Annotated in this window: 20 protein-coding genes; 12 read left to right on the plus strand and 8 right to left on the minus strand. The window is 71.0% G+C overall.

The features are described from left to right. Window positions 1–21 precede the first annotated feature (21 nt). The 4 genes from ATK30_RS34655 to ATK30_RS34670 all read left to right on the plus strand — a co-directional run bounded on the left by ATK30_RS34655 (window position 22) and on the right by ATK30_RS34670 (window position 3,673). Entirely contained in the window at window positions 22–708 is a 687-nt protein-coding gene (locus ATK30_RS34655; RefSeq protein ID WP_101438991.1) for a response regulator transcription factor, read from the plus strand. Beyond that, window positions 705–2,027 carry a HAMP domain-containing sensor histidine kinase gene (locus ATK30_RS34660; protein ID WP_101438992.1) on the plus strand — a complete coding sequence of 441 codons (1,323 nt, stop codon included), beginning with the start codon at window positions 705–707 and terminating at the stop codon, window positions 2,025–2,027. The genes ATK30_RS34655 and ATK30_RS34660 overlap by 4 nt, the downstream gene beginning before the upstream one ends. A gap of 80 nt (window positions 2,028–2,107) precedes the next feature. Continuing rightward, complete coding sequence (locus ATK30_RS46565) at window positions 2,108–2,893, plus strand: DUF2231 domain-containing protein (protein ID WP_244194817.1); 786 nt, start codon at window positions 2,108–2,110, stop codon at window positions 2,891–2,893. A 27-nt stretch (window positions 2,894–2,920) separates the two neighbouring features. Further along, window positions 2,921–3,673, plus strand: a complete 753-nt coding sequence (locus tag ATK30_RS34670) for an alpha/beta fold hydrolase (RefSeq protein ID WP_244194818.1) — start codon at window positions 2,921–2,923, stop codon at window positions 3,671–3,673. Here ATK30_RS34670 and ATK30_RS34675 read toward each other — a convergent pair. Next, window positions 3,670–4,458, minus strand: a complete 789-nt coding sequence (locus ATK30_RS34675) for an N-acyl homoserine lactonase family protein (RefSeq protein ID WP_101438993.1) — start codon at window positions 4,456–4,458, stop codon at window positions 3,670–3,672. The two genes, ATK30_RS34670 and ATK30_RS34675, sit on opposite strands and share 4 nt — an antisense overlap. 76 nt (window positions 4,459–4,534) lie before the next feature. Between ATK30_RS34675 and ATK30_RS34680 the strand changes: the two genes are divergently transcribed. Together ATK30_RS34680 and ATK30_RS34685 are read left to right on the plus strand one after the other, a co-directional pair. Further along, on the plus strand, window positions 4,535–5,653 hold the full coding sequence (locus ATK30_RS34680; RefSeq protein WP_101438994.1) for an NDMA-dependent alcohol dehydrogenase: 1,119 nt from the start codon (window positions 4,535–4,537) through the stop codon (window positions 5,651–5,653). 40 nt (window positions 5,654–5,693) lie between these two features. Beyond that, window positions 5,694–7,148, plus strand: coding sequence for an aldehyde dehydrogenase family protein (locus tag ATK30_RS34685; RefSeq protein ID WP_101438995.1), 1,455 nt, complete (start codon window positions 5,694–5,696; stop codon window positions 7,146–7,148). Window positions 7,149–7,193: 45 nt separating this feature from the next. Here the strand turns inward: ATK30_RS34685 and mftD are convergent, their stop codons facing one another. Genes mftD through mftA form a run of 7 tightly spaced genes read right to left on the minus strand, consistent with a single transcriptional unit; the run spans window position 7,194 to window position 12,822 of the window. Beyond that, window positions 7,194–8,366, minus strand: a complete 1,173-nt coding sequence (gene mftD / locus ATK30_RS34690) for a pre-mycofactocin synthase MftD (RefSeq protein WP_101438996.1) — start codon at window positions 8,364–8,366, stop codon at window positions 7,194–7,196. Next, entirely contained in the window at window positions 8,363–9,790 is a 1,428-nt protein-coding gene (gene mftF, locus ATK30_RS34695; RefSeq protein ID WP_101438997.1) for a mycofactocin biosynthesis glycosyltransferase MftF, read from the minus strand. The genes mftD and mftF overlap by 4 nt, the downstream gene beginning before the upstream one ends. Next, on the minus strand, window positions 9,787–10,575 hold the full coding sequence (locus tag ATK30_RS34700; RefSeq protein WP_167442049.1) for a mycofactocin-coupled SDR family oxidoreductase: 789 nt from the start codon (window positions 10,573–10,575) through the stop codon (window positions 9,787–9,789). Before ATK30_RS34700 ends, mftF begins: the two co-directional genes overlap by 4 nt. Next, window positions 10,572–11,261 carry a mycofactocin biosynthesis peptidyl-dipeptidase MftE gene (gene mftE, locus ATK30_RS34705; RefSeq protein ID WP_101438999.1) on the minus strand — a complete coding sequence of 230 codons (690 nt, stop codon included), beginning with the start codon at window positions 11,259–11,261 and terminating at the stop codon, window positions 10,572–10,574. The genes ATK30_RS34700 and mftE overlap by 4 nt, the downstream gene beginning before the upstream one ends. 1 nt (window position 11,262) lies before the next feature. Next, window positions 11,263–12,435 carry a mycofactocin radical SAM maturase gene (gene mftC / locus ATK30_RS34710; RefSeq protein WP_101439000.1) on the minus strand — a complete coding sequence of 391 codons (1,173 nt, stop codon included), beginning with the start codon at window positions 12,433–12,435 and terminating at the stop codon, window positions 11,263–11,265. After that, window positions 12,435–12,728 carry a mycofactocin biosynthesis chaperone MftB gene (gene mftB / locus ATK30_RS34715; RefSeq protein WP_101439001.1) on the minus strand — a complete coding sequence of 98 codons (294 nt, stop codon included), beginning with the start codon at window positions 12,726–12,728 and terminating at the stop codon, window positions 12,435–12,437. The genes mftC and mftB overlap by 1 nt, the downstream gene beginning before the upstream one ends. After that, window positions 12,718–12,822, minus strand: a complete 105-nt coding sequence (gene mftA / locus ATK30_RS34720) for a mycofactocin precursor MftA (RefSeq protein ID WP_037355132.1) — start codon at window positions 12,820–12,822, stop codon at window positions 12,718–12,720. The genes mftB and mftA overlap by 11 nt, the downstream gene beginning before the upstream one ends. Window positions 12,823–13,474: 652 nt before the next feature. Between mftA and ATK30_RS34725 the strand changes: the two genes are divergently transcribed. The 6 genes from ATK30_RS34725 to ATK30_RS34750 all read left to right on the plus strand — a co-directional run bounded on the left by ATK30_RS34725 (window position 13,475) and on the right by ATK30_RS34750 (window position 19,084). After that, entirely contained in the window at window positions 13,475–14,353 is an 879-nt protein-coding gene (locus ATK30_RS34725) for a 2,3-dihydro-2,3-dihydroxybenzoate dehydrogenase (protein WP_101439002.1), read from the plus strand. A 153-nt stretch (window positions 14,354–14,506) separates the two neighbouring features. Continuing rightward, a complete protein-coding gene (locus tag ATK30_RS34730; protein ID WP_101439003.1) occupies window positions 14,507–15,730 on the plus strand; it encodes an isochorismate synthase in 1,224 nt (407 codons plus the stop codon). After that, entirely contained in the window at window positions 15,727–17,325 is a 1,599-nt protein-coding gene (locus tag ATK30_RS34735) for a (2,3-dihydroxybenzoyl)adenylate synthase (protein ID WP_101439004.1), read from the plus strand. The genes ATK30_RS34730 and ATK30_RS34735 overlap by 4 nt, the downstream gene beginning before the upstream one ends. Before the next feature lie 3 nt (window positions 17,326–17,328). Continuing rightward, complete coding sequence (locus ATK30_RS34740; protein WP_101439005.1) at window positions 17,329–17,991, plus strand: isochorismatase family protein; 663 nt, start codon at window positions 17,329–17,331, stop codon at window positions 17,989–17,991. After that, the gene (locus tag ATK30_RS34745; protein ID WP_101439006.1) at window positions 17,988–18,230 is read left to right on the plus strand and encodes a phosphopantetheine-binding protein; all 243 of its coding nucleotides are present in this window, start codon (window positions 17,988–17,990) and stop codon (window positions 18,228–18,230) included. Before ATK30_RS34740 ends, ATK30_RS34745 begins: the two co-directional genes overlap by 4 nt. Further along, window positions 18,227–19,084: a siderophore-interacting protein gene (locus ATK30_RS34750; RefSeq protein WP_101439007.1), complete on the plus strand. Its 858-nt coding sequence runs from the start codon at window positions 18,227–18,229 to the stop codon at window positions 19,082–19,084. Before ATK30_RS34745 ends, ATK30_RS34750 begins: the two co-directional genes overlap by 4 nt. Window positions 19,085–19,124: the final 40 nt, after the last annotated feature.

Genomic DNA, 19,124 nt, shown 5'->3' on the forward strand with positions numbered 1-19,124 from the left:
CCCGAGGGGCATGATGGCGGCATGGCGAACCGCGTTCTGCTGGCGGACGACGACCGGGCGATCCGGGAATCGCTGGTCCGCGCGCTCGAACTGGAGGGCTACCGGGTCAGCGAGGTCGGCGACGGCGCCGAGGCGCTCGCGATCGCGCGGGCCGAGGAGTTCGACGTCCTGATCGTCGACGTGATGATGCCGGGCGTCGACGGCCTCGGCGTGTGCCGGGTGCTTCGCGCGGGCGGCGACCGCACCCCGGTGCTGATGCTGACCGCGCGCGTCGAGACCGCCGACCGGGTCGCCGGGCTGGACGCGGGAGCCGACGATTACCTGCCGAAACCGTTCGAACTGGACGAACTGCTCGCCCGGTTGCGCGCGTTGCTGCGGCGCAGCGCGGATCCGGGCGAGCAGGCCCAGCGCGTGCTGCGGCTGGCCGGGCTGGCGGTGGACACCGGAGCGCGCCGGGTGTGGTGGCGAGACACCGAGGTGGTGCTGTCGAAGACCGAATTCGACCTGCTGGAGCTGCTGGTGCGCAACGCCGGGATCGTGCTCGACCGCGGCACGATCCACCAGCGGATCTGGGGGTACGAATTCGGCCCGGAATCGAAGAACCTGGCGGTCTACATCGGATACTTGCGCCGGAAACTGGACAGCGCGGGGGCGGACGAGCTGATCCACACCGTGCGCGGCGTCGGCTACGTGGTGCGGCCGGCATGAATCTGCGCGGGAAGCTGGCGATCGCGTTCGCCGCGGTCGGCGGCGGCGCGGCGGTTCTCGTGGGCGTGCTGGGATATCACACGGCCTCCCAGCGGATCAGCGCGGAACTCGACCGTTCGCTGCTGAGCACGGCGGCGCAGGTGTCGGCGGGCGCGGTGCAGTTGCTCGCGCCGAGCCCGCTCACCCGCCGCCCGGGGGACGACGACCACGACGAGGCACAGCCGATGGTCGCGCAGTCGATCGCGCCGGACGGAACCGTGCGGCACGTCGGCGGCCGTCCGGTCGCGTTGCCGGTCAGCGCGGCCGACCGGGAACTCAGCTCTGGCACCCGGTACGCGGACGCCACCGTCGGGCCGGACGACTATCGCGTGCTCACCGTGGCGCTCGGCCCGGGGCGCGGGGCGCTGCAACTCGGCATCGACGTGGACGAAACCCGGCACGTTCTCGGCGACCTCGCCGAGCGGATGACCTGGGTCAGCCTCGCGGTGCTGGCCGGGGCGGCGCTGGCCGGCTGGCTCCTCGCGCGCCAGATCACCCTGCGGCTGGTCCGGCTCACCCGGCTGACCGAGGAGGTGAGCGCGGGCAGCAGGCCCGGACTCGGCGTCCCGGACCGCGGCCGCGACGAGGTCGGCAGGCTGACCGCCTCGTTCGCCGGGATGCTCGACCGGCTCGCCCGCGCCCGCGAAGACCAGGAGCGGCTGGTCCAGGACGCCGCGCACGAACTGCGCACTCCGTTGACCAGCCTGCGCACCAACGCGAGCGTCCTGCGGCGGTTCGGGGAACTGTCGCCGGACGCGCGGAACCGGCTGCTCGCGGACGTCGACGGCGAGACCCGGGAGCTGACGCACCTGGTGACGGAGCTCGTCGAACTGGCCACCGGACAGTACGACGACGAGCCGGTGGCGCCGGTCGAGCTGAGCGAGCCGGCGGAACGGGCCGCCGCGCGGGTGCGCCGCCGGTCCGGTCGCGCGATAGCCGTGGACGCCGACAGCACGACGGTCCCCGGTCGCCCGAAAGCGCTGGAGCGGGCGATGACGAACCTGCTGGAGAACGCGGTGAAGTTCAGCTCCGGCCCGGTCGAGCTGCGCGTGCGGGACGGACAAGTCGAGGTGCTGGACCGCGGGCCGGGGATCGCGGCCGAGGACGCCGGCCGGGTGTTCGACCGGTTCTACCGGGCGGACGGCGCGCGGGCGCTGCCCGGGTCAGGGCTGGGACTGTCGATCGTGCGGGAGGTCGCGCACTCCCACGGCGGCGAGGTATTCGCCGGGCCGCGCGACGGGGGAGGCGCGGTCGTCGGGTTCACAGTGGCTCTTACCTGATTCTCACCTTGATCTTGCCGGGGGCTCACGGGGTTCGGCCAGAGTGAGGGCTGGTGTCCGTTCGGGATGGGAAAGGCTGCATGACGACGGTCAACGGGTTGCCCGCTCACATTCTGCTCGTGCACGCGATTGTCGTGCTGCTGCCGCTGTCGGCGCTGGTGCTGGTGCTGACCGCGTGCCTGGCCCCGGTGCGGCGACGGCTGGCCGGCGCGAACGCGATTTTGTCGGTGCTGGTGGTTGTCCTCGTGCCCATTACGACTGATGCGGGCGAGTGGCTGGAACGACGCGTGGCGCGGACTCCGCTCGTGCGGGCGCACACGGAACTCGGCGACACGGCGATCTGGGCGGCGATTCCGGTGGCGGTGCTGGCTGTGGCGCTGTGGTGGCGGCAGCGGGAGGCCGGTGCGGGCGGCGACGCCGGCGCGGCCGGTTCCGGTGGGGCTGCGGCGAGCGCGGGTGCGGTGACGGCTGGCCGCGGTGATGCCGGTTCGGCTGCGGCGCGTGCTGGCAGTGACGCGTTTGACGCACCGGTGGGCGCTGATGCGGCTGGTTCTGATGGTCAGGCGGGCGCGGGCGCCGCTGCAGAGGACGCGCCGAGCGCTGCAGGGGCGGGAAGTGTCGCGACCCGTGCGGCTCACGCAGGAGCCGCTCAGACGGGCGGAGCCGGCGACACCGGTGCCGCCGGAACGAGCCGTCGTCGCACTTTCCTTGCGCCCGCGTCGAAGGCGGTCACCTTGACGTTGATCGTCCTTTCGGTGCTGGCCGCCGGGGCCGCGAGCTACGACATCGTGCGGATCGGCGACTCCGGCGCTCAGGCCAGCTGGCAGGGGCAGTTCCAGCAGAATCCGTTGCCGCGCGTGCGATAGTGGGGTCCGGCCGTCAGGAAGGACCCCATGACCGCAATGCCCGTCCGCCGTTTCCGGGCCCGCGACGGGCTCGAACTCGCCTACCGCGAACTCGGCGAGGGCACGCCGGTCGTGCTCCTGCATGGCTTCACCTCGTCCGGCGAGGCGTGGCTGCGCGGCGGGCTGGCCGAGGAGCTCGCCGAGCGCGGATTCCGGGTGCTGCTGCCGGATTTCCGCGGGCACGGCGCGAGCCCGCAGCCGGACGATCCGGCCCGCTACCCACGGGATGTCCTCGTCGACGACGGGCTCGCGTTCGTCGAGCAGCTCGGCCTGACCGGGTACGCACTGGGCGGGTACTCGCTCGGCGCGCGAGTCGCGTTCCGCATGGTCGTGCGTGGGGCGCGGCCCACTCGGATACTCCTTGGCGGGCAAGGACTTGCCGCCCTGCGGAGGGGCGGCGAGGGCGGTCCGCTGCACCGGGTGCTCGCGGCGATGATCGAAGGCCGGACAGTGGAGCCGTCCGATGCCATGACCGCGCAATGGATACGTCGTCTCGGTGCTGACCCGCGCACGTTGATGCACGTCCTTCATTCGGTCGTGCCGACTCCTGATCTCCCCGCGCTCACGACTCCGGCGCTGGTCGCGGTCGGCAGCGAGGACCACGGGCACACCGACGCCGAGCCGCTCGCGCAGCTGCTGAACGCTGAGTTCACCGAAGTACCCGGCGATCATTACAGTGCCTCGGTGGCACCGGAGTTCACGGCCGCCGCAGTGCGGTTTTTCCTCAGCGGACGAGGCTAGCCGAGAATCTGCTTCCCGCCGGCGCGATGCGTTTGCCAGTCGTCCGGGTCGTGGTTCACCCACACCGTCACGTCCGGCCGGGCGGCCAGCAGTTTCAGCTTGCGCAGCGAATCGAGCGCCCGCACCGAATCCACGTCCACCGGGATTCCGGTGGTCTGGCTGATGTTCCGCTGCACGTGCGCGGCGTCGCCGCTGAGCACGAGGGTCCGGCCGTCCTGGCGCAGCTGAAGCCCGAGCGACCCGGGGGTGTGGCCGGGCAGCGAGAGCAGGGTGACGCTGCCGTCGCCGAACAGGTCGTGATCGTAGCCAGCGGGCAGTTCGTTCCAGCTGATCTGCGCCGCGGCCTCGAGGTCCTGCTTGCGGAAGAACCCGGCCAGATGCGTCGCGGGCTGCTGGGCGTACCGCAATTCGCCGGCGCCGGCGAAACCCTGCGCGTGCGGGAAGTGCGACAGGCCGCCGGTATGGTCGAAGTGGGCGTGGGACAACACCACGTGCCGGACGTCCTCGGTGCGGAAGCCCAGGTCCTCGATCTGGCGGTCCAGCCGGAACTCCTCGGGGAACACCGCCTGGAACGCCTCGGCCAGCGGGCCGTAGACCGCGCTCGGGTCGCCCGCCGCTTCGGGGGCGAGGCCGGCGTCGAAGAGCACCAGGCCGAGGTCGTGCTCGACGAGGAACGCGGGCAGCGGCATCACGACCGGCGCGCTGCCGCCTCCGGTGAGCACGAAACTCTCGTCGGCGGTCATCGTCGGCGCGTCGAGCGCCCACGCCCTGCGGATTCCGGTCATTCCGCTTCCTCGCTCTCTCCGTTACAGTGCTGCTTAATATATTAAGTTTAATCTATCGAACGAAGGGGTTCGAGCGATGCGCACTCGGGGAGCAGTCATCCGGCAGGCGCCCGGCCGGCTCGAGGTGACCGAGCTCGAGGTCGACGACCCGTACGAGGACGAGGTGCAGGTGCAGCTCGTCGCGTCCGGCCTGTGCCATTCCGACGACCACCACGTCACCGGCGACATCCCCGTCGGCGGCTACCCCTTCGCGCTCGGGCATGAGGGCGCGGGCGTGGTGACCAAGGTCCGCCCGAACAGCAAGGGCATCGAGGAAGGCGACCACGTCATTTTCTCCGCGATCCCGTCGTGCGGGCACTGCCGCTGGTGCGCCACCGGGCACGCCAGCCTCTGCGACCTCGCCGCGGGCATCCTCGCCGGACCTCGGTTCACCGACGGCACCTATCGGCTGCACACTCCCGACGGCACTCCGGTCGGGCAGATGTGCGGCATCTCGACCTTCGTCGAAACCACGACGGTTTCGCTCGCCTCGGTGGTGAAGATCGGCAAGGACATTCCGCTGGACAAGGCGTGCCTGGTCGGCTGCGGGGTCAGCACCGGCTGGGGTTCCGCGGTGCATTCGGCGCAGGTCGCACCGGGCGACACGGTGATCGTGATGGGCATCGGCGGGATCGGTGTGAGCGCCCTGCAGGGTGCGGTGCACGCGGGCGCGTCGCAGGTGATCGCGGTCGATCCGGTGCCGTTCAAGCGGGAGCAGGCCGCGGTGTTCGGTGCGACGCACGCGGTCGCGTCGATGGAGGAAGCCGCGGAGTTGGCGAAGCAGTTCACCAACGGCCAGGGCGCGGACGCGACGATCGTGACCGTCGGCGTGATGCGGCCGGAATACTTGCGGCAGGCGCTGTCTTCGGTGCGCAAGGCGGGAACCGTCGTGACGACCGCGGTCGGCAAGCACGAAGTGAGCGAGGTGCCGCTCGACCTGTTCGAGCTGACGCTTTCCCAGAAACGCGTGCAGGGCACCTGTTTCGGGGCCACGAACGGGAACTGGGACGTGCTGAACCTGCTCCAGCTCTACCGCGACGGCCGGCTCAAACTCGACGAGATGATCACGCGCACCTACTCGCTCGAGGACATCGCCCAGGGCTACGACGATCTGCACGACGGCAAGAACATCCGCGGCATCGTGCGGTTCCGGTGAGCCGCGCGAAACCCGGCCGATCCGGCATCCGGAGGACTAGATGACGAACCTGCACGCCGCCCTGCACGTCGGAGGGAAATGGCTGACCGGCGAGGGGCCTGAGATCCGCACGGTCAGCCCGTCGACCGGCCGCGAATTGGCGGCCACGCCGTCCGCGGGCCCGAACCAGGTCGCGGCCGCCGTCGCCGCGGCGCGCCACGCGTTCGACGACGGCGAGTGGAGCAGGCTCGGACCGCGCGAGCGCAGCGCGCTGCTGTACCGGCTCGCGGACCTGATGGAACGGGACCGGGACCGGCTGCTCGACCTGGCCGCGCACGAGATCGGTTCGCCGGTCGGCAACGCCGAACTGCACGTGGACGGGCCGATCGCGTACTTCCGCTGGTTTGCCGAGGCCGCCCGGCGCGGTCCGCGCGACGGCTGGGAGGAACCCCTGCCGCTGCACCACGATCCGCTGACGTCCGCGAGCACCCTGCTGCGCGAGCCCGCCGGGGTCGTCGCGGCGATCACCGCCTACAACGGGCCGCTCATGCTGTGCGCGTGGAAGCTCGGGCCGGCGCTCGCCGCGGGCTGCACGACGGTGCTGGTGCCCTCGCCCAAGGCGATCCTGTGCAACTCGGCGCTGGTGGAACTGGTGGAGGAGGCAGGATTTCCGCCCGGCGCGGTCAATCTCGTGTTCGGCCCGCCCGCGGTGACCGAACAGGTCGTGCAGGCCGATGAGGTCGACCTGGTGAGCTTCACCGGGTCGCCCGCGGTGGGCGGCAAGGTCATGGCGCTGGCCGCGCCGGGGTTGAAGAAGGTGGTGCTCGAACTCGGCGGCAAGTCGCCCAACATCCTGCTTCCGGGCACCGACGTCGCCTCTGTCGTCGCTCCCTCGTCGCTGCGGTTCTGCCGGAACGCGGGGCAGGCGTGCGGGGCCACGACGCGGACTTTGGTGCCGGAGAAGGATTTCGACGAGTACGTCGAGCGCTCCGCCGAATTCCTCGGCAATCTCGTGGTCGGCGATCCGTTCTCGCCGAAGACCGCGGTGGGCCCGTTGATCACCGGCGAGCACCACCGGAACGTGTCCGGGTACGTGGCGCGGGCGGTGGACGAAGGCGCGACGGTGGTGACTGGCGGCGGCCGTCCGGCTGGTCTCGACGAGGGGTTCTTCTTCGCGCCGACGCTGATCACCGGCGCGCCGAACACCGCCGAGATCGCGCAGGAAGAACTGTTCGCGCCGGTGGGGATCGTGCTGCCGTACCGCGACGTCGAGGAGGCGATCCGGGTCGCGAACGACACCACGTACGCGCTCAACGCCAACGTCTGGGGCCCCACTCCGGACGCGCTGGCCGTGGCGCGGCGGATCCGGTCCGGCACCGTCACGATCAACGGCGGGGGCGGCCGCCGGACCGACGCACCGTGGGGCGGCCCGGGTTACAGCGGGATCGGCCGCGAAGGCGGGGAAGAAGGCTTCCGGGAGTTCTTCGAGGTGAAGCACGTGCAGTGGCCGCTGTGACCGACGTCCGTGAGGGGAATCCGAGTCCCCCTCACGGACAGTTCGTCAAGCGCCGACGCGCCGCTCGAAACCTTCGGGGATGATCAGGTCGTCGCGGCTGAGGTCTTGGACGCTGCGGTGGCCCAGCGCGAGAAGCGTCGAGTCGATGCCGTTGCGCAGGACGTCCAGCACGTTCTCCACTCCGGACTGTCCGCCCGCGGCGAGGCCCCACAGGTACGCGCGCCCGATCAGAACCGCGCGGGCCCCGAGCGCGAGTGCCTTCACGACGTCGCTGCCACGCCGGATTCCGCCGTCCAGCAACACTTCGACCTCGCTCCCGACCGCCTCCGCGACCGCGGGCAGCGCGCGGATCGTGGCGGGAGTGCCGTCGAGGTTGTTGCCGCCGTGGTTGGACACCGAGATCGCGCTGACCCCGGCGTCGACCGCGCGGCGCGCCTCGTCGACCCGGTACACGCCCTTCAGCAGGAACGGCCCGTCCCACTGTTTCCGCAGCCAGCTCACGTCCTCCCAGGTCGGCGGCGCGGTCTGCATCCACTGGCCGTACGCGCCGAAGAACGACGGCACCGGCGTGCCGGGTTCGGCCATGTTCGGGACGCTGAGGTCGGGCAGTTTCTTGGTGCGGGCGTAGGCGAGCAGCCAGCGCGGATGCATCATGCCTTCGGGGGCGAACCGGATCAGTTCGCGCAGCGTCAGCTTGTCCGGGATGTGCGGGCTGCCCCAGTCGCGGCTGTGCGAGAACGACCAGTCGAGCGTGAGGATGATCCCGACCGCGCCGGCGGACCGGGCGCGGTCCAGCCGCCGCAGGATGTCGTCGCGGCTGCCGGTCCAGTACACCTGGAAGTACGTGTTCGGGTTGGCTGCCACCACTTCCTCGACCGGCTTGCTGGCGAACGAGGACAGCCCCATCGACGTCCCGCGCGCGGCGGCGGCGCGAGCGACCGCGACCTCGCCGTCGGGGTGCACGGCCTGCACGCCGGTGGGCGAGATCAGCACCGGCAGCGCGACGTCGCGGCCGAGGACGTTCGTGCTCAGATCGCGTTCGCCGGGCAGTCCGGCGGTGCGTGGGGCGAACCGCAGTTCGTCGTACGCGGCGAGATTGTCTTGCAGCGTCAGGCCTTTTTCCGAACCGGCGATCAGCGCCGAGTAGACGGACGCGGGCAGGCGTTTCTTCGCCCGCCGCTGTGCTTCGGCGACAGACTCGAACCAGGTGGTGCTCATCGTTTTCCCTTCGGGTCGACGCGCAGAGGGCGCCAGGTGACGCGCGGCCGCAGCGGGACCGCGGTCCGGTGGTTGAGACAGCCCGCCCACACCCCGGCGCCGTACGCGAGGTCGTCGGCGACCGCGCCGGCGGTGTAGCGGATTGGGTCGAGGTCGGGGCGCTGCCGCAGCCATGCGGTCAGCGGCGGTCCGGCGAGCAGCGACGCGAGCGCGGCCCGCCGTCCCCAGCGTTTTCGCCCGCCCGGCAGCAGGAGCGCGGCAACCAGGGGAGCGGCGAATTGGGTGCTGTAGCGGCCGAATCCGAGCCAGGTCTGGCCTACGGCCGTGCCCATCGCTTGCCCGACCCCGTGTGTTGGCACGTCGCTTCGGCGCAGCACGCGAGTCATGCTCAGCACCGCGCCCGCGAACGCGGCGGCGGCCGGGAGCGGACGGCGGGCCAGGAGCGCCGCGACGGTCAGCGTCGGCCAGGGATGCAGGACGAGCGGGGCCATCGCGGCGGGGCGACGCAGGGCCAGCGGTGCGGCGGAAGTGCCGTAGCTGGCGCGGCGGCTGAGCAATGTGCGCCAGGTTGCCGGCTCGTGATGGTCGACGTGTGCGGACGGGTCGTAGCGGATCCGGAAGCCAGCGTCGTGAAGTCGCCAGCCCAGGTCGACGTCCTCGCCGACGCGCATTGCCGGGTCGAAGACCGCACCGTCCCGGGCCACGGATTCCAGTGCTGCCCGGCGAACCAGGAGTGCGGCAGTGGGCACATAGGACAGTCGCGTGCCGGGCGCGACGCGGGCGGCGGCGGTGCCCAGGTCGAGGCTGCTGGCGGCGCGGGTGTAGCGGCCAGCCCAGGTGTCGCCGGCGAGGGGACGCACGCGCGGAGCGACGGCGGCGACGAGCGGGTCGGCGAAATGCCCGGCCAGCCGGTCGATCCAGTCCGGCGACGGGACGCAATCGCTGTCCAGGAAGGCGACCAGGTCGGTGGAAACGTGCTCCAGCGCGGTGTTCCGGGCCGCGCCGGGGCCGCCGTTGACGTCGCGGCGGACGAGTTTCGCGCCGTGCGCGGAGGCTACTGCGGCGATAGCCGCGGGGTCGGCGGATCCGTCGTCGACGACCAGCGCGGGGTAGCGGCCGTCGAGCCCGGCGAGGCAGCGGCCCAGCAATTCGGCGCGGTCGCGGACCGGGATGACGACGGTCGCGTCGGCAGTTGCGGCTGGTGGCAACGGATGAGCGAACCCAGCGTCGGTGAGCAGCCGGGCGAGGACGCCTTCCGCTGATGACTCGACCGGATGGTCCGCGAGACGCGCCCACGCCGTCTGCCCGGCCTTCGTAAGGCGCAGTACTCGGGCGGGGGAGCCGCCGAAGAGGAGGCCGTCGGAGAGTTGTTTGACACTCGGGTCCATGGCGAGGCGGAATCCGGCGGGCAGCGGGGTGGTCATAGCGCCAGCCCTCCGTCCACCGGGATTACTGCGCCGGTCGTCGCGCTGCTTTCCGGCCCGGCGAGGAACGCCAGGACGGAAGCGACCTCGGCGGGATCGAGCAGTCGCTGCTGAGGTTGTTGCGTGGCAAACGTTTGCGCCGCCGGAAGGTCGTAGAGCCGGGCGCTCTCGGCGAGAATCGGCGTGTCGGTCGAGCCCGGGCTGACCGCGTTCGCGGTGACCCCGGAGTCGCCCAATTCCGTGCCCAGCGCGCGAATCAACCCGGCGACTCCGGCTTTCGCCGCGCAGTACGCGGCGAGCATCGGCAACCCGCGCGTGGCGGCGGCGGACGCGACGGCCAGGAAGCGGCCGGAGCGGGGTTTCGGGCGGCGCAGCAACGCGGGAATGGCCACGTGGGCGAGGTTGAGAACACCGCGGAGGTTGACGTCGAGGACCGCGTCTTCCTGTTCCAGCGGCATTTCCCAGAGCGGCACTCCGCCCGCGATCACTCCTGCTGCCGCGACGGCCGCGTCGAGGCCGCCCCAGCGTTGTTCCGCGTCCGCGACCGCTGCGGCCAGGTGCGCGCGATCGCGGACGTCTGCGCGGAATTCCTCAGCGGTGCCGCCGTTTTCTTGGATCTTGGCGACCACTGTGGACAGTTCTTCGGCGGTGCCCATCGGGTAGGGGAGAGCTGGATCGTCTTCGGCGACGTCGACCGCGAGGACGGCCCAGCCTTGCTCAGCCAGTTTGATCGCGGTGGCTGCGCCGATGCCGCGCGCCGCGCCGGTCACGAGGGCGGCTTTCACGGCGTCTCCACGGAAGTCCAGTCACGCACGTGTGCTCGCAACTGCGCCGTGAGGTTGTCGAGAAGATCGTGGCCTTCGTCGGCCGTCGCTCCGGTGGGATCGCCGAGGATTCCGGTGTCGGTCACCGCTCGTACGCCGCCCTTGCGCAGGGCGGGAAGCAACTCGCTGAGCGGACGGTTATCGCCCGGTATTGCCTTCTGCATTTGGACTTTGGCCGGGCGAAGAGCCAGCTGCAGCGCGGTTTCCGGCCGTCCGGCGTGCGGATCTCCTTGCCAGCGCGGCTCGAACACCGAGACGTCCCGCGATTCGGTGCGCAGGGTCGCGACCGCGCGGGTCACCGAAGCGGCGTTGCCTCCGTGCGCGGACACGAAAAGCAGCCGCCGGAACGTTTCGCAGGCTGACCGGCCGAGTTCCACGAGCAGGAGTTCCGTGGCCGCCTGCCCGATCGACAGCGTCCCGGCGAATCCCGCGTGTTCGCCGCTCGATCCGTACGGCAGCGCGGGAGCGACCAGCACATCCGGCCGCTCCGCGGCGAGCCGGTCGCACAACGCCGTCGCGATGTCGGTGTCCGTGCTCAACGGCAGGTGCGGACCGTGCTGCTCGGTGGCCCCGAGCGGCACGGCGAGGATCGCGCCGGACGCCGCCTGTGCGGCGACGTCCGGCGACGAGAGATCGGCCAGGCGCATCTCAACGGCCCGGAGTGAAGCCCGCGAGCGGGTTTTCGTCGCAGGCCCGGTCCGGCGGGCGGCGCATGCCGATGGTCACCGGCACCTTGCGGTGCGAGTGGTCCAGCGACGGTTTCGGCGCGCTGCCCGCGGCGACCCCGGCCAGCGCGCGTTCGCCGTGCCCGCGCACGCATTCCGGATCCGGGCCGTCGAGCGGCAGCCCGGTGAAGAACTTCGCCGCCATGCATCCGCCGCGGCAGGCGTCGAACGCCGAACACGACGTGCAGGCCCCGCCGCTCTGCGGGCTGCGCAGTTCGGCGAACAGCTCGGATTCCCGCCACACGCGGGTGAATCCGCCTTCGCCGCGGATGTTCCCGGCGAGGAAGGTGTCGTGGATGGCGAACGGGCACGCGTAGACGTCGCCGACCGGGTCGACCAGGCACACCACCCGGCCGGCGCCGCACAGGTTGAGCCCGGGCAGGCCGCCGTCGCCGTACCCGGCGAGGTGGAAGAACGAGTCGCCGGTGAGCACGTTTTCTCCGTGCTTGACCAGCCAGTCGTACAGTTCCCGCTGCTGGGCGGCGGTGGGATGCAGCTCGTCCCAGACGTCCGCGCCGCGGCCGGACGGGCGGAGCCGGGTGAGCCGCAGCTGGGCGCCGTAGCGGTCGGCGATCGCTTTGAAGTCGTCGAGCTGCCCCGCATTCTGCCGGGTCACCACGACGGAAATCTTGAAGTTCCCGAACCCGGCGGCGGCGAGGTTCTCCATCGCCCGGATCGCGGTGCGGTAGGAGCCGGGGCCGCGGACGTGGTCGTTGACCTCCTCGGTGGCACCGTCGAGGGAGATCTGGACGTCGACGTAATCGCTGCCGGCGAGCCGTTTCGCGACGTCCTCGGTGATCTTGATGCCGTTGGTGGAGAATTTGACGCCGACGTGGTGCTCGGTCGCGTAGTCGACCAGCTCCCAGAAATCGGGCCGGACGGTCGGTTCGCCGCCGCCGATGTTCACGTAGAACACCTGCATGCGCTCGAATTCGTCGATCAGCGCCTTGCACTCCTCGGTGCTCAGCTCGCGCGGATCGCGCCGGCCGGACGAGGAAAGGCAGTGCACGCACGACAGGTTGCAGGCGTAGGTGAGTTCCCAGGTGAGGCAGATCGGCGCGTCGAGCCCGAACTGGAATTCGTCGACAAGCGGCATCACGCGCTCCTCGGATGGATCATGTCCGACGCGGCGAGGGCGGCGAGGGCGGCGCGGTAGCGGGGCAGTTCCGCCTGCGCGACCCCGGCCTGCGCGCACGCGGCGCGGGCGGAGGGATGGTCGGTCAGCGCCTGCACCGCGGCGAGCATGGTGCGGCTCTTGAGAAAGGACAGCCGGCGGGTGCCGAAGTGGTACAGCAGTGCGCCGAACCGCTCCGGCCGGATGGAGACCCGGCTGTCCAATTCCCAAGCACCGTCCAGATCGAACGCCGCGGCGCTGCGCTCAGTAGACACCGCACATTCCGTCGATCGAGACCTCTTCGACGAGCAACTCGTCGGCTACGACCTCTTCGGCCTTCGTCTCGGCAGCGGCTGTCGTCTCGCTCATCGTGACTCCCTTGTCTCGTACGGCGATATTTGACACTTGGTGTCGAATGTGAGGAGGACAATACTGTCACCCTGTGCCAGAAGCAATGCTTCGCTGACGAGGGGCACCCGAATGGGCGTGCGCCTCGGCTGGGGAACCCGGGCGCTCCGCCGGTCCGACTCCTCGGGGCGGACTGTGCGAGCGGGATGGCCATCGTCATCGACGAGGAGCCACGCGCTGGACGGGCCTCGGCGACCGGATGGGCGGCGATCCGTCCGTGGGTGTTGCGGTCGCACTTCTGTGCCGGGGTGTTCGTCAACCAGCACGACGGCGAGGTCCGCGGCGCGCTGGGGGCGGCTGTGGTCCGGGCATGGCTCCGTGGATCGCCGTGGGTGTGCGGTTTCTTCCGCCGCCGGGCTGACGCGGTCACTGCCTGCCGGGGCGAGCATCGCCGAGCTGCGGTCCTTTTTGGACCGGACGATGCCGTCGGTCTCTTCTGTCACTTGGACTTCCGGCGACGTCGGCTGGTGATCCGTTGGGGTGTGTGCGGGGCGGGGTCTCGGATGCGGTGGCTGTGCGGTCGTGCCCGGGGTGGGCGGGATCACCCTGGCCGACGCTCGCTCTATTAGGTTAGGTTTGCCTAATCAGTCGGCGACAGAGGGTGAGGTGCGCGGTGACGGGGGACGCGGGAGCCGGGATCGAGGGGCGGATCGCGCTGGTGACCGGCGGTGCGCGCGGAATCGGGGCGGCCGTCGTGGAGGCGCTCGCCCGCGCCGGTGCCGTGGTGGCTGCGGTGGACATCGACGAGAAGGGGCTGCGAGAGGTCGCCGCGCGGGACTACGGCGTGCAACCGTCGGGAAGCGCGTCAGAGAGGGATTTCTCGGGCGGCGATGCGGCGCGGGGTCGCCCGAGCCGCAATGCCCAGGTGCCGGTTGGACGGGTGGTGCCGTTCGTGGCGGATGTCGGGGATCCGGGGTCGGTCGCGCGGGTCGTGGCGGACGTCGAGCGAGAGCTGGGTCCGATCGGGATCGGGGTGTCTGTCGCGGGGGTGTTGCGGCCCGGGTCGGTGGGGGAGACCAGCGACGAGGACTGGGCGGCGACGTTCGCGGTCAACTCGACCGGGGTTTTCACTGTGCTGCGCGAAATCTCCCGGCGGATGCAGCCGCGGGGGAGCGGGGCGCTCGTCACTGTCGGGTCGAACGCGGCCGGTGTCCCGCGTACCGGGATGGCTGCCTACGCGGCTTCGAAAGCGGCGGCGACGATGCTCACCCGCTGCCTCGGGCTGGAGCTCGCCGGGTCGGGGATCCGGTGCAACATCGTCTCGCCGGGGTCGACCGACACCGACATGCAACGTCTACTGTGGACGGACGAGGCCGGAGAAAACCGGGTGATCGCGGGAAATCCGGAACAGTTCCGCGTCGGGATTCCGCTCGGGCGGATCGCTGATCCGGCGGACATCGCGGACGCGGTGCTGTTCCTCGTGTCCGACCGGGCGCGGCATATCACGATGCAGAACCTCTACGTCGACGGCGGCGCCACGCTTCGCGCGTGATCCGGGTCGACCCGCCGGGCGGCTTTTCCTTTTCGTCCGGGTACGTTAGTGTCCATTAGGTTAGGCTAACCGAACAGTCAAGGTCCGGACCTTGTGCGAGGAACGGACGGGGCGGCTCGGCCGCCTGCGCGTGTGCGAAAGGGAATTCACCTCGTGTCCTCACCTGCTCCGGCCCGTCCGCGGCCGGTCCACCGGGCGGCGGATCTCCTGGCCGCGTACCTGCCGGGGTCGTTCTACTACTCGTCGGCCCGCGGGGTGCTGCTCGCCGACGGGGTGCATGCGCACGTCCGCGGCGCGTCGGGCAACCGGGCCGCGGCGGCTGCCGAGGCGTTGGAAGCCGCCGTGCTGGCGGGGGTCGCGAATCCCGTGGTGGTGGGCGCGATCGGGTTCCGGCCGGACTCCGGGAGCAGCTTGATCGTGCCCGCGGTGGTGCGCCGGGCGGAGGCGCCGGGCGGCGACTCCTGGACTGACGGCGACCTGCGGCCGGGCCGAGAGGAAACACCACGGCCCGCCAACCAAAACCCCTGGACCGTAGTTCCTCGCCCAGCCCCCGAGGTCTACGCCGAGAGTGTCCGCGAGGCGGTCGACCTCATCGCCGACGGGGAGCTCCGCAAGGTCGTCCTCGCCCGGGCGCTGGATCTCGTGGGGGAGCACAGCATTTCCGTGCGAGACCTGCTCCGCGACCTTGTCGTGAGAGACCCCGCGGCGCATGCCTTCGCCGTCGACGTCAGCGCGCCGGGGGATCCGGCGCCGCGGACGCTCGTCGGGGCCAGTCCGGAGTTGCTGGTGTCTCGCAAGGGAAACGTCGTGACCGCGAATCCGCTCGCTGGGTCGCGGCGGCGGACGGGGGACCCGGCACGGGACGCGCAAGCGATTGCCGAGTTGCGAGTGTCCGAAAAGGACCTCAACGAACACGCCCTCGTCGCCGCGCAGGTCGCGGAGGTGCTGGGCCGGTACTGCACCGGCCTGGAAGTTCCCGAAAAACCGGAAGTGATGGGCACGCCCGCGATGTGGCACCTTTCGACCCGGGTCACCGGACGGGTCGGGCCAGGTGGGCCGTCGTCGTTGGAGCTGGCTGAGGCGTTGCATCCGACGCCCGCGGTGTGCGGGGTGCCGGTCGATCTGGCGCGCGACACGATCGCTCGGCTTGAGCCCGAGGACCGCGGGTATTACGCGGGGCTCGTCGGCTGGACCGATCTCGCGGGGGACGGCGAATGGGTTGTCACGATCCGGTGCGCCGAGGTGTCCGACAAGACTGCGCGGCTGTTCGCGGGAGCGGGCGTTGTCGCTGGGTCGGATCCGGCGGCGGAATTGGCTGAGACCAGCGCGAAGTTCGGCACGCTGCTGCGCGCGCTGGGGGCGGAGGGGGTCGCGTGAGCCTGTGGCCGGAAGAGACCGCGGCCAGGTATCGGGCCAGCGGGTATTGGCGGGGGCAGACCTTCGGGGCCCTGCTGACATTGCTCAAGGAGGCGTACGCGGACCGGACGGCGGTCGTCGGCGAGGAGCAGCGCTGGACGTTCGCCGAGTTGGACGAGCGGGCGCATCGGCTGGCGGCCGGGTTCGTCGCGAACGGGATCGGGCAGGGCGACCGGGTGGTCGTGCAGTTGCCGAACATTCCGGAGTTCGTGTCGGTCGTTTTCGGGCTGTGGCGGGCCGGTGCGGTGCCGGTGTTCGCGTTGCCTGCGCATCGCGACAGCGAGTTGCGGCATTTTGTGGAGCAGAGCGAAGCGAAAGCGATTCTCACCGTCGGAGAGCACGCTGGGCACGATCACGCGAAGATGGCGCGCGAGATCGGGCAGCACCGGAAAGTCTTCGTCGTCGGCGAGCCGGAGTTCGCGGAGCTGGCGGCGGCCGCGCCGCGCGAGTTGCCCGAGCCGGATCCGGAGAGCATGGCGTTTCTCCAGCTGTCCGGCGGAAGCACGGGGTTGCCGAAGCTTATTCCGCGCACTCACGACGATTATCTGTACAGCGTGCGGGAGAGCGCGCGGATCTGCGGGCTCAAGAAGGACAGCGTGTATCTCGCGGCCTTGCCGGTCGCGCACAACTTCCCGCTCAGCTCGCCGGGGCTGCTCGGCGCGTTGCACGCGGGCGCGGCCACAGTGCTGGCGCAGCGACCGGACGCCGACACGGCGTTCCGGCTTATCGAGGCCGAAGGCGTCACCATCAGCGGGGTCGTTCCGCCGTTGGCGGCGGCCTGGGTGCAGGCGGCGGCGCGGACCGGAGGGGACCTGTCCTCTTTGGACGTTCTGCTGGTCGGCGGGGCGAAGTGCGGCCGGGAGCTCGCGGAACGCATCGGACCGGCGCTCGGCTGCCGGTTGCAGCAGGTGTTCGGCATGGCCGAGGGACTCGTCTGCTACACCCGGCTGGACGATCCGGAAGACCTCGTCCTGAGCACGCAGGGCCGCCCGATTTCGCCGGACGACGAGGTGCGCGTCGTGAATCCGGACGATCCGCTGGCGACGTCGGACGATCTCGTCGAGCCGGGCGAAATCGGTGCGCTGCTCACGCGCGGGCCGTACACGATCCGCGGCTACTACAACGCCGCCGAGCACAACAAGACCGCGTTTACCGAGGACGGCTTCTACCGCACCGGCGATTTGGTGCGGCGAAGGGCATCCGGGCATCTCGAAGTCGTCGGACGGGCGAAGGAGCAGATCAACCGCGGCGGCGAGAAGGTCGCGGCGGAAGAGGTCGAGAACCACCTGATGGCGCATCCGGGCGTGCTCGACGCCGCCGTCGTCGCGGTGCCCGACGAGTACCTCGGCGAGCGGACCTGCGCGTACGTCGTTCCGGTGGACGGGAAACAGCCGAGCGCTTCGGAACTGCGCCGGTTCGTGCGCGGGCGCGGCGTGGCCGCGTTCAAGGTGCCGGACCTGGTGGAGGTGGTCGGGGAGTTCCCGGTCACCGGCGTGGGCAAGACCAGCAAACGCGAACTGCGGGCGGCGCTGGCCGCCCTGGCGAAGGAGAGGTGAGGCGTGTCCCTGCCGAAGATCCGGGCGTACCCGCTGCCGACGGCGGCGGACCTGCCCGCGGGACGGGTGCAGTGGCGGCCCGACCCGGCGCGGGCGGCCCTGCTCGTGCACGACGTCCAGCGGTATTTCCTTGCCCCGTACGAGGGTTCGCCGATTCCGGAGATGGTGGCGAACATCGCGGAACTGGCGGAGAAGGCCCGAAGCTGGGGCATGCCGGTGTTCTACACCGCGCAGCCGGGCAAGCAGCCCGCCGCCGATCGCGGCCTGCTTGCCGAGTTCTGGGGCGACGGCATCGGCGCGGCGATCGACGACGACCCGCGCGCCGCGGACATCGTCGACGAGCTGGCCCCGCGGCCGGGCGACATCGTGCTGGACAAATGGCGTTACAGCGCCTTCCAGCGCAGCACTTTCCGCGAGCAGCTCGGCGACCGCGATCAGTTGCTGATCACCGGCGTCTACGCGCACATCGGCTGCCAGACCACGGCGGTCGAGGCGTTCATGCGCGACGTCCGGCCGTTCCTGATCAGCGACGCGGTCGCGGACTTCGACCGCTCCCGGCACGACCAGGCGTGCGAGTACGTCGCGCAACGCTGCGGCGTCGTCACCACCACCGCCGACGCGCTCGCCGCGCTGTCGGTGCCGATTCCCGCAGGAGCCCCTCGATGAGCACTCCCGGACTGACGGCCGAGCAGGTCAACGCCGATGTCGCCGAACTGCTCGGCTGCGGCCTCGACGAGCTGACCCCGGACACCGATCTCGCCGACCTCGGCCTCGATTCGATGCGGATCATGAGCCTGGTCGAGAAGTGGCGCGGCGCGGGCGCGGCGCAGCTGGAGTTCGCCGACCTCGCCGAAGATCCGCGGCTCGGGCACTGGACGAAGCTGCTCACCGGCGGTGCGCAGTGAGCCGGGACGCGCACCGGCACCGTCACACGGCCCGGATCGCCGAGGTCCGCGCGGGCCGCAAAGCCGAAAAAGTGCCGTACCCCATCCGGATCCGGCGCGCGGAGGTCGTGCGGACCAGCGCGGTCGGCGCCGGACTGTTGCGCGTCACCCTCGGCGGGCCGGGCACGGCCGGGTTCGAGGCGCATTCGCCGGACGAACACGTGAAGATCCTCTTCCCGGACGCGGATGGCCAGCTCCGGCTGCCAGAGCCGAACGGCGACCTCCTCCGCTGGCCGAAGCCTTCGCCGATCTCGCGCGAATACACGGTTCGCCGCTACAACCCGGCGTCCGGCGAGCTGGACCTCGACGTCGCTCTACACGACGGCGGTCTCGGTTCGGACTGGGCACGCGCGGTGCGGCCGGGCGAGACCGTGCACGTCGCGGGCCCGCCGGGCGGGCTGATCGTGCCGCACAACTACGACCGCTACCTGCTCGCCGGCGACATCACGGCGCTGCCCGCGTTGGCGCGCTGGCTGGAGGAACTGCCGCGCACCGCGAAGGGCTGGGCGTTCGCCGAGGTCGCCGACACGAGCGAGGAGATCGAACTCGACGCTCCGGACGGTGTCGAAGTCCAGTGGCTGCACCGCGGTCCCGGCAACCCGCCCGGCAGCGTCGAGCTTCTCGCCGACGCCGTCCGTGAAGTCAAGGTGCCCGACGGCGAACGGCTTTACGCGTGGGTCGCCGGAGAAGCGGGCGCGATCAAGCCGCTGCGCCGGTGGCTGCGCGACGACCTCGGGCTCGCCCGCGAGGACTACGACGTGACCGGCTACTGGAAACGCGGCGTCGCGGACTTCGACGACGAGCACGACCACTAACACCTCGTGAGTGTTTATGCCGGTTCTAACCGGCATAAAC

Origin of the sequence: Amycolatopsis echigonensis, assembly GCF_002846615.1 — a bacterium.
Classification (GTDB): domain Bacteria; phylum Actinomycetota; class Actinomycetes; order Mycobacteriales; family Pseudonocardiaceae; genus Amycolatopsis; species Amycolatopsis echigonensis.

Coding starts and splice junctions, on each gene's coding strand:
- ATK30_RS34655 (WP_101438991.1), top strand. CDS start 22: ATGGCGAACCGCGTTCTGCTGGCGGACGACGACCGGGCGATCCGGGAA.
- ATK30_RS34660 (WP_101438992.1), top strand. CDS start 705: ATGAATCTGCGCGGGAAGCTGGCGATCGCGTTCGCCGCGGTCGGCGGC.
- ATK30_RS46565 (WP_244194817.1), top strand. CDS start 2,108: ATGACGACGGTCAACGGGTTGCCCGCTCACATTCTGCTCGTGCACGCG.
- ATK30_RS34670 (WP_244194818.1), top strand. CDS start 2,921: ATGACCGCAATGCCCGTCCGCCGTTTCCGGGCCCGCGACGGGCTCGAA.
- ATK30_RS34675 (WP_101438993.1), bottom strand. CDS start 4,458: ATGACCGGAATCCGCAGGGCGTGGGCGCTCGACGCGCCGACGATGACC.
- ATK30_RS34680 (WP_101438994.1), top strand. CDS start 4,535: ATGCGCACTCGGGGAGCAGTCATCCGGCAGGCGCCCGGCCGGCTCGAG.
- ATK30_RS34685 (WP_101438995.1), top strand. CDS start 5,694: ATGACGAACCTGCACGCCGCCCTGCACGTCGGAGGGAAATGGCTGACC.
- mftD (WP_101438996.1), bottom strand. CDS start 8,366: ATGAGCACCACCTGGTTCGAGTCTGTCGCCGAAGCACAGCGGCGGGCG.
- mftF (WP_101438997.1), bottom strand. CDS start 9,790: ATGACCACCCCGCTGCCCGCCGGATTCCGCCTCGCCATGGACCCGAGT.
- mftE (WP_101438999.1), bottom strand. CDS start 11,261: ATGCGCCTGGCCGATCTCTCGTCGCCGGACGTCGCCGCACAGGCGGCG.
- mftC (WP_101439000.1), bottom strand. CDS start 12,435: ATGCCGCTTGTCGACGAATTCCAGTTCGGGCTCGACGCGCCGATCTGC.
- mftA (WP_037355132.1), bottom strand. CDS start 12,822: ATGAGCGAGACGACAGCCGCTGCCGAGACGAAGGCCGAAGAGGTCGTA.
- ATK30_RS34745 (WP_101439006.1), top strand. CDS start 17,988: ATGAGCACTCCCGGACTGACGGCCGAGCAGGTCAACGCCGATGTCGCC.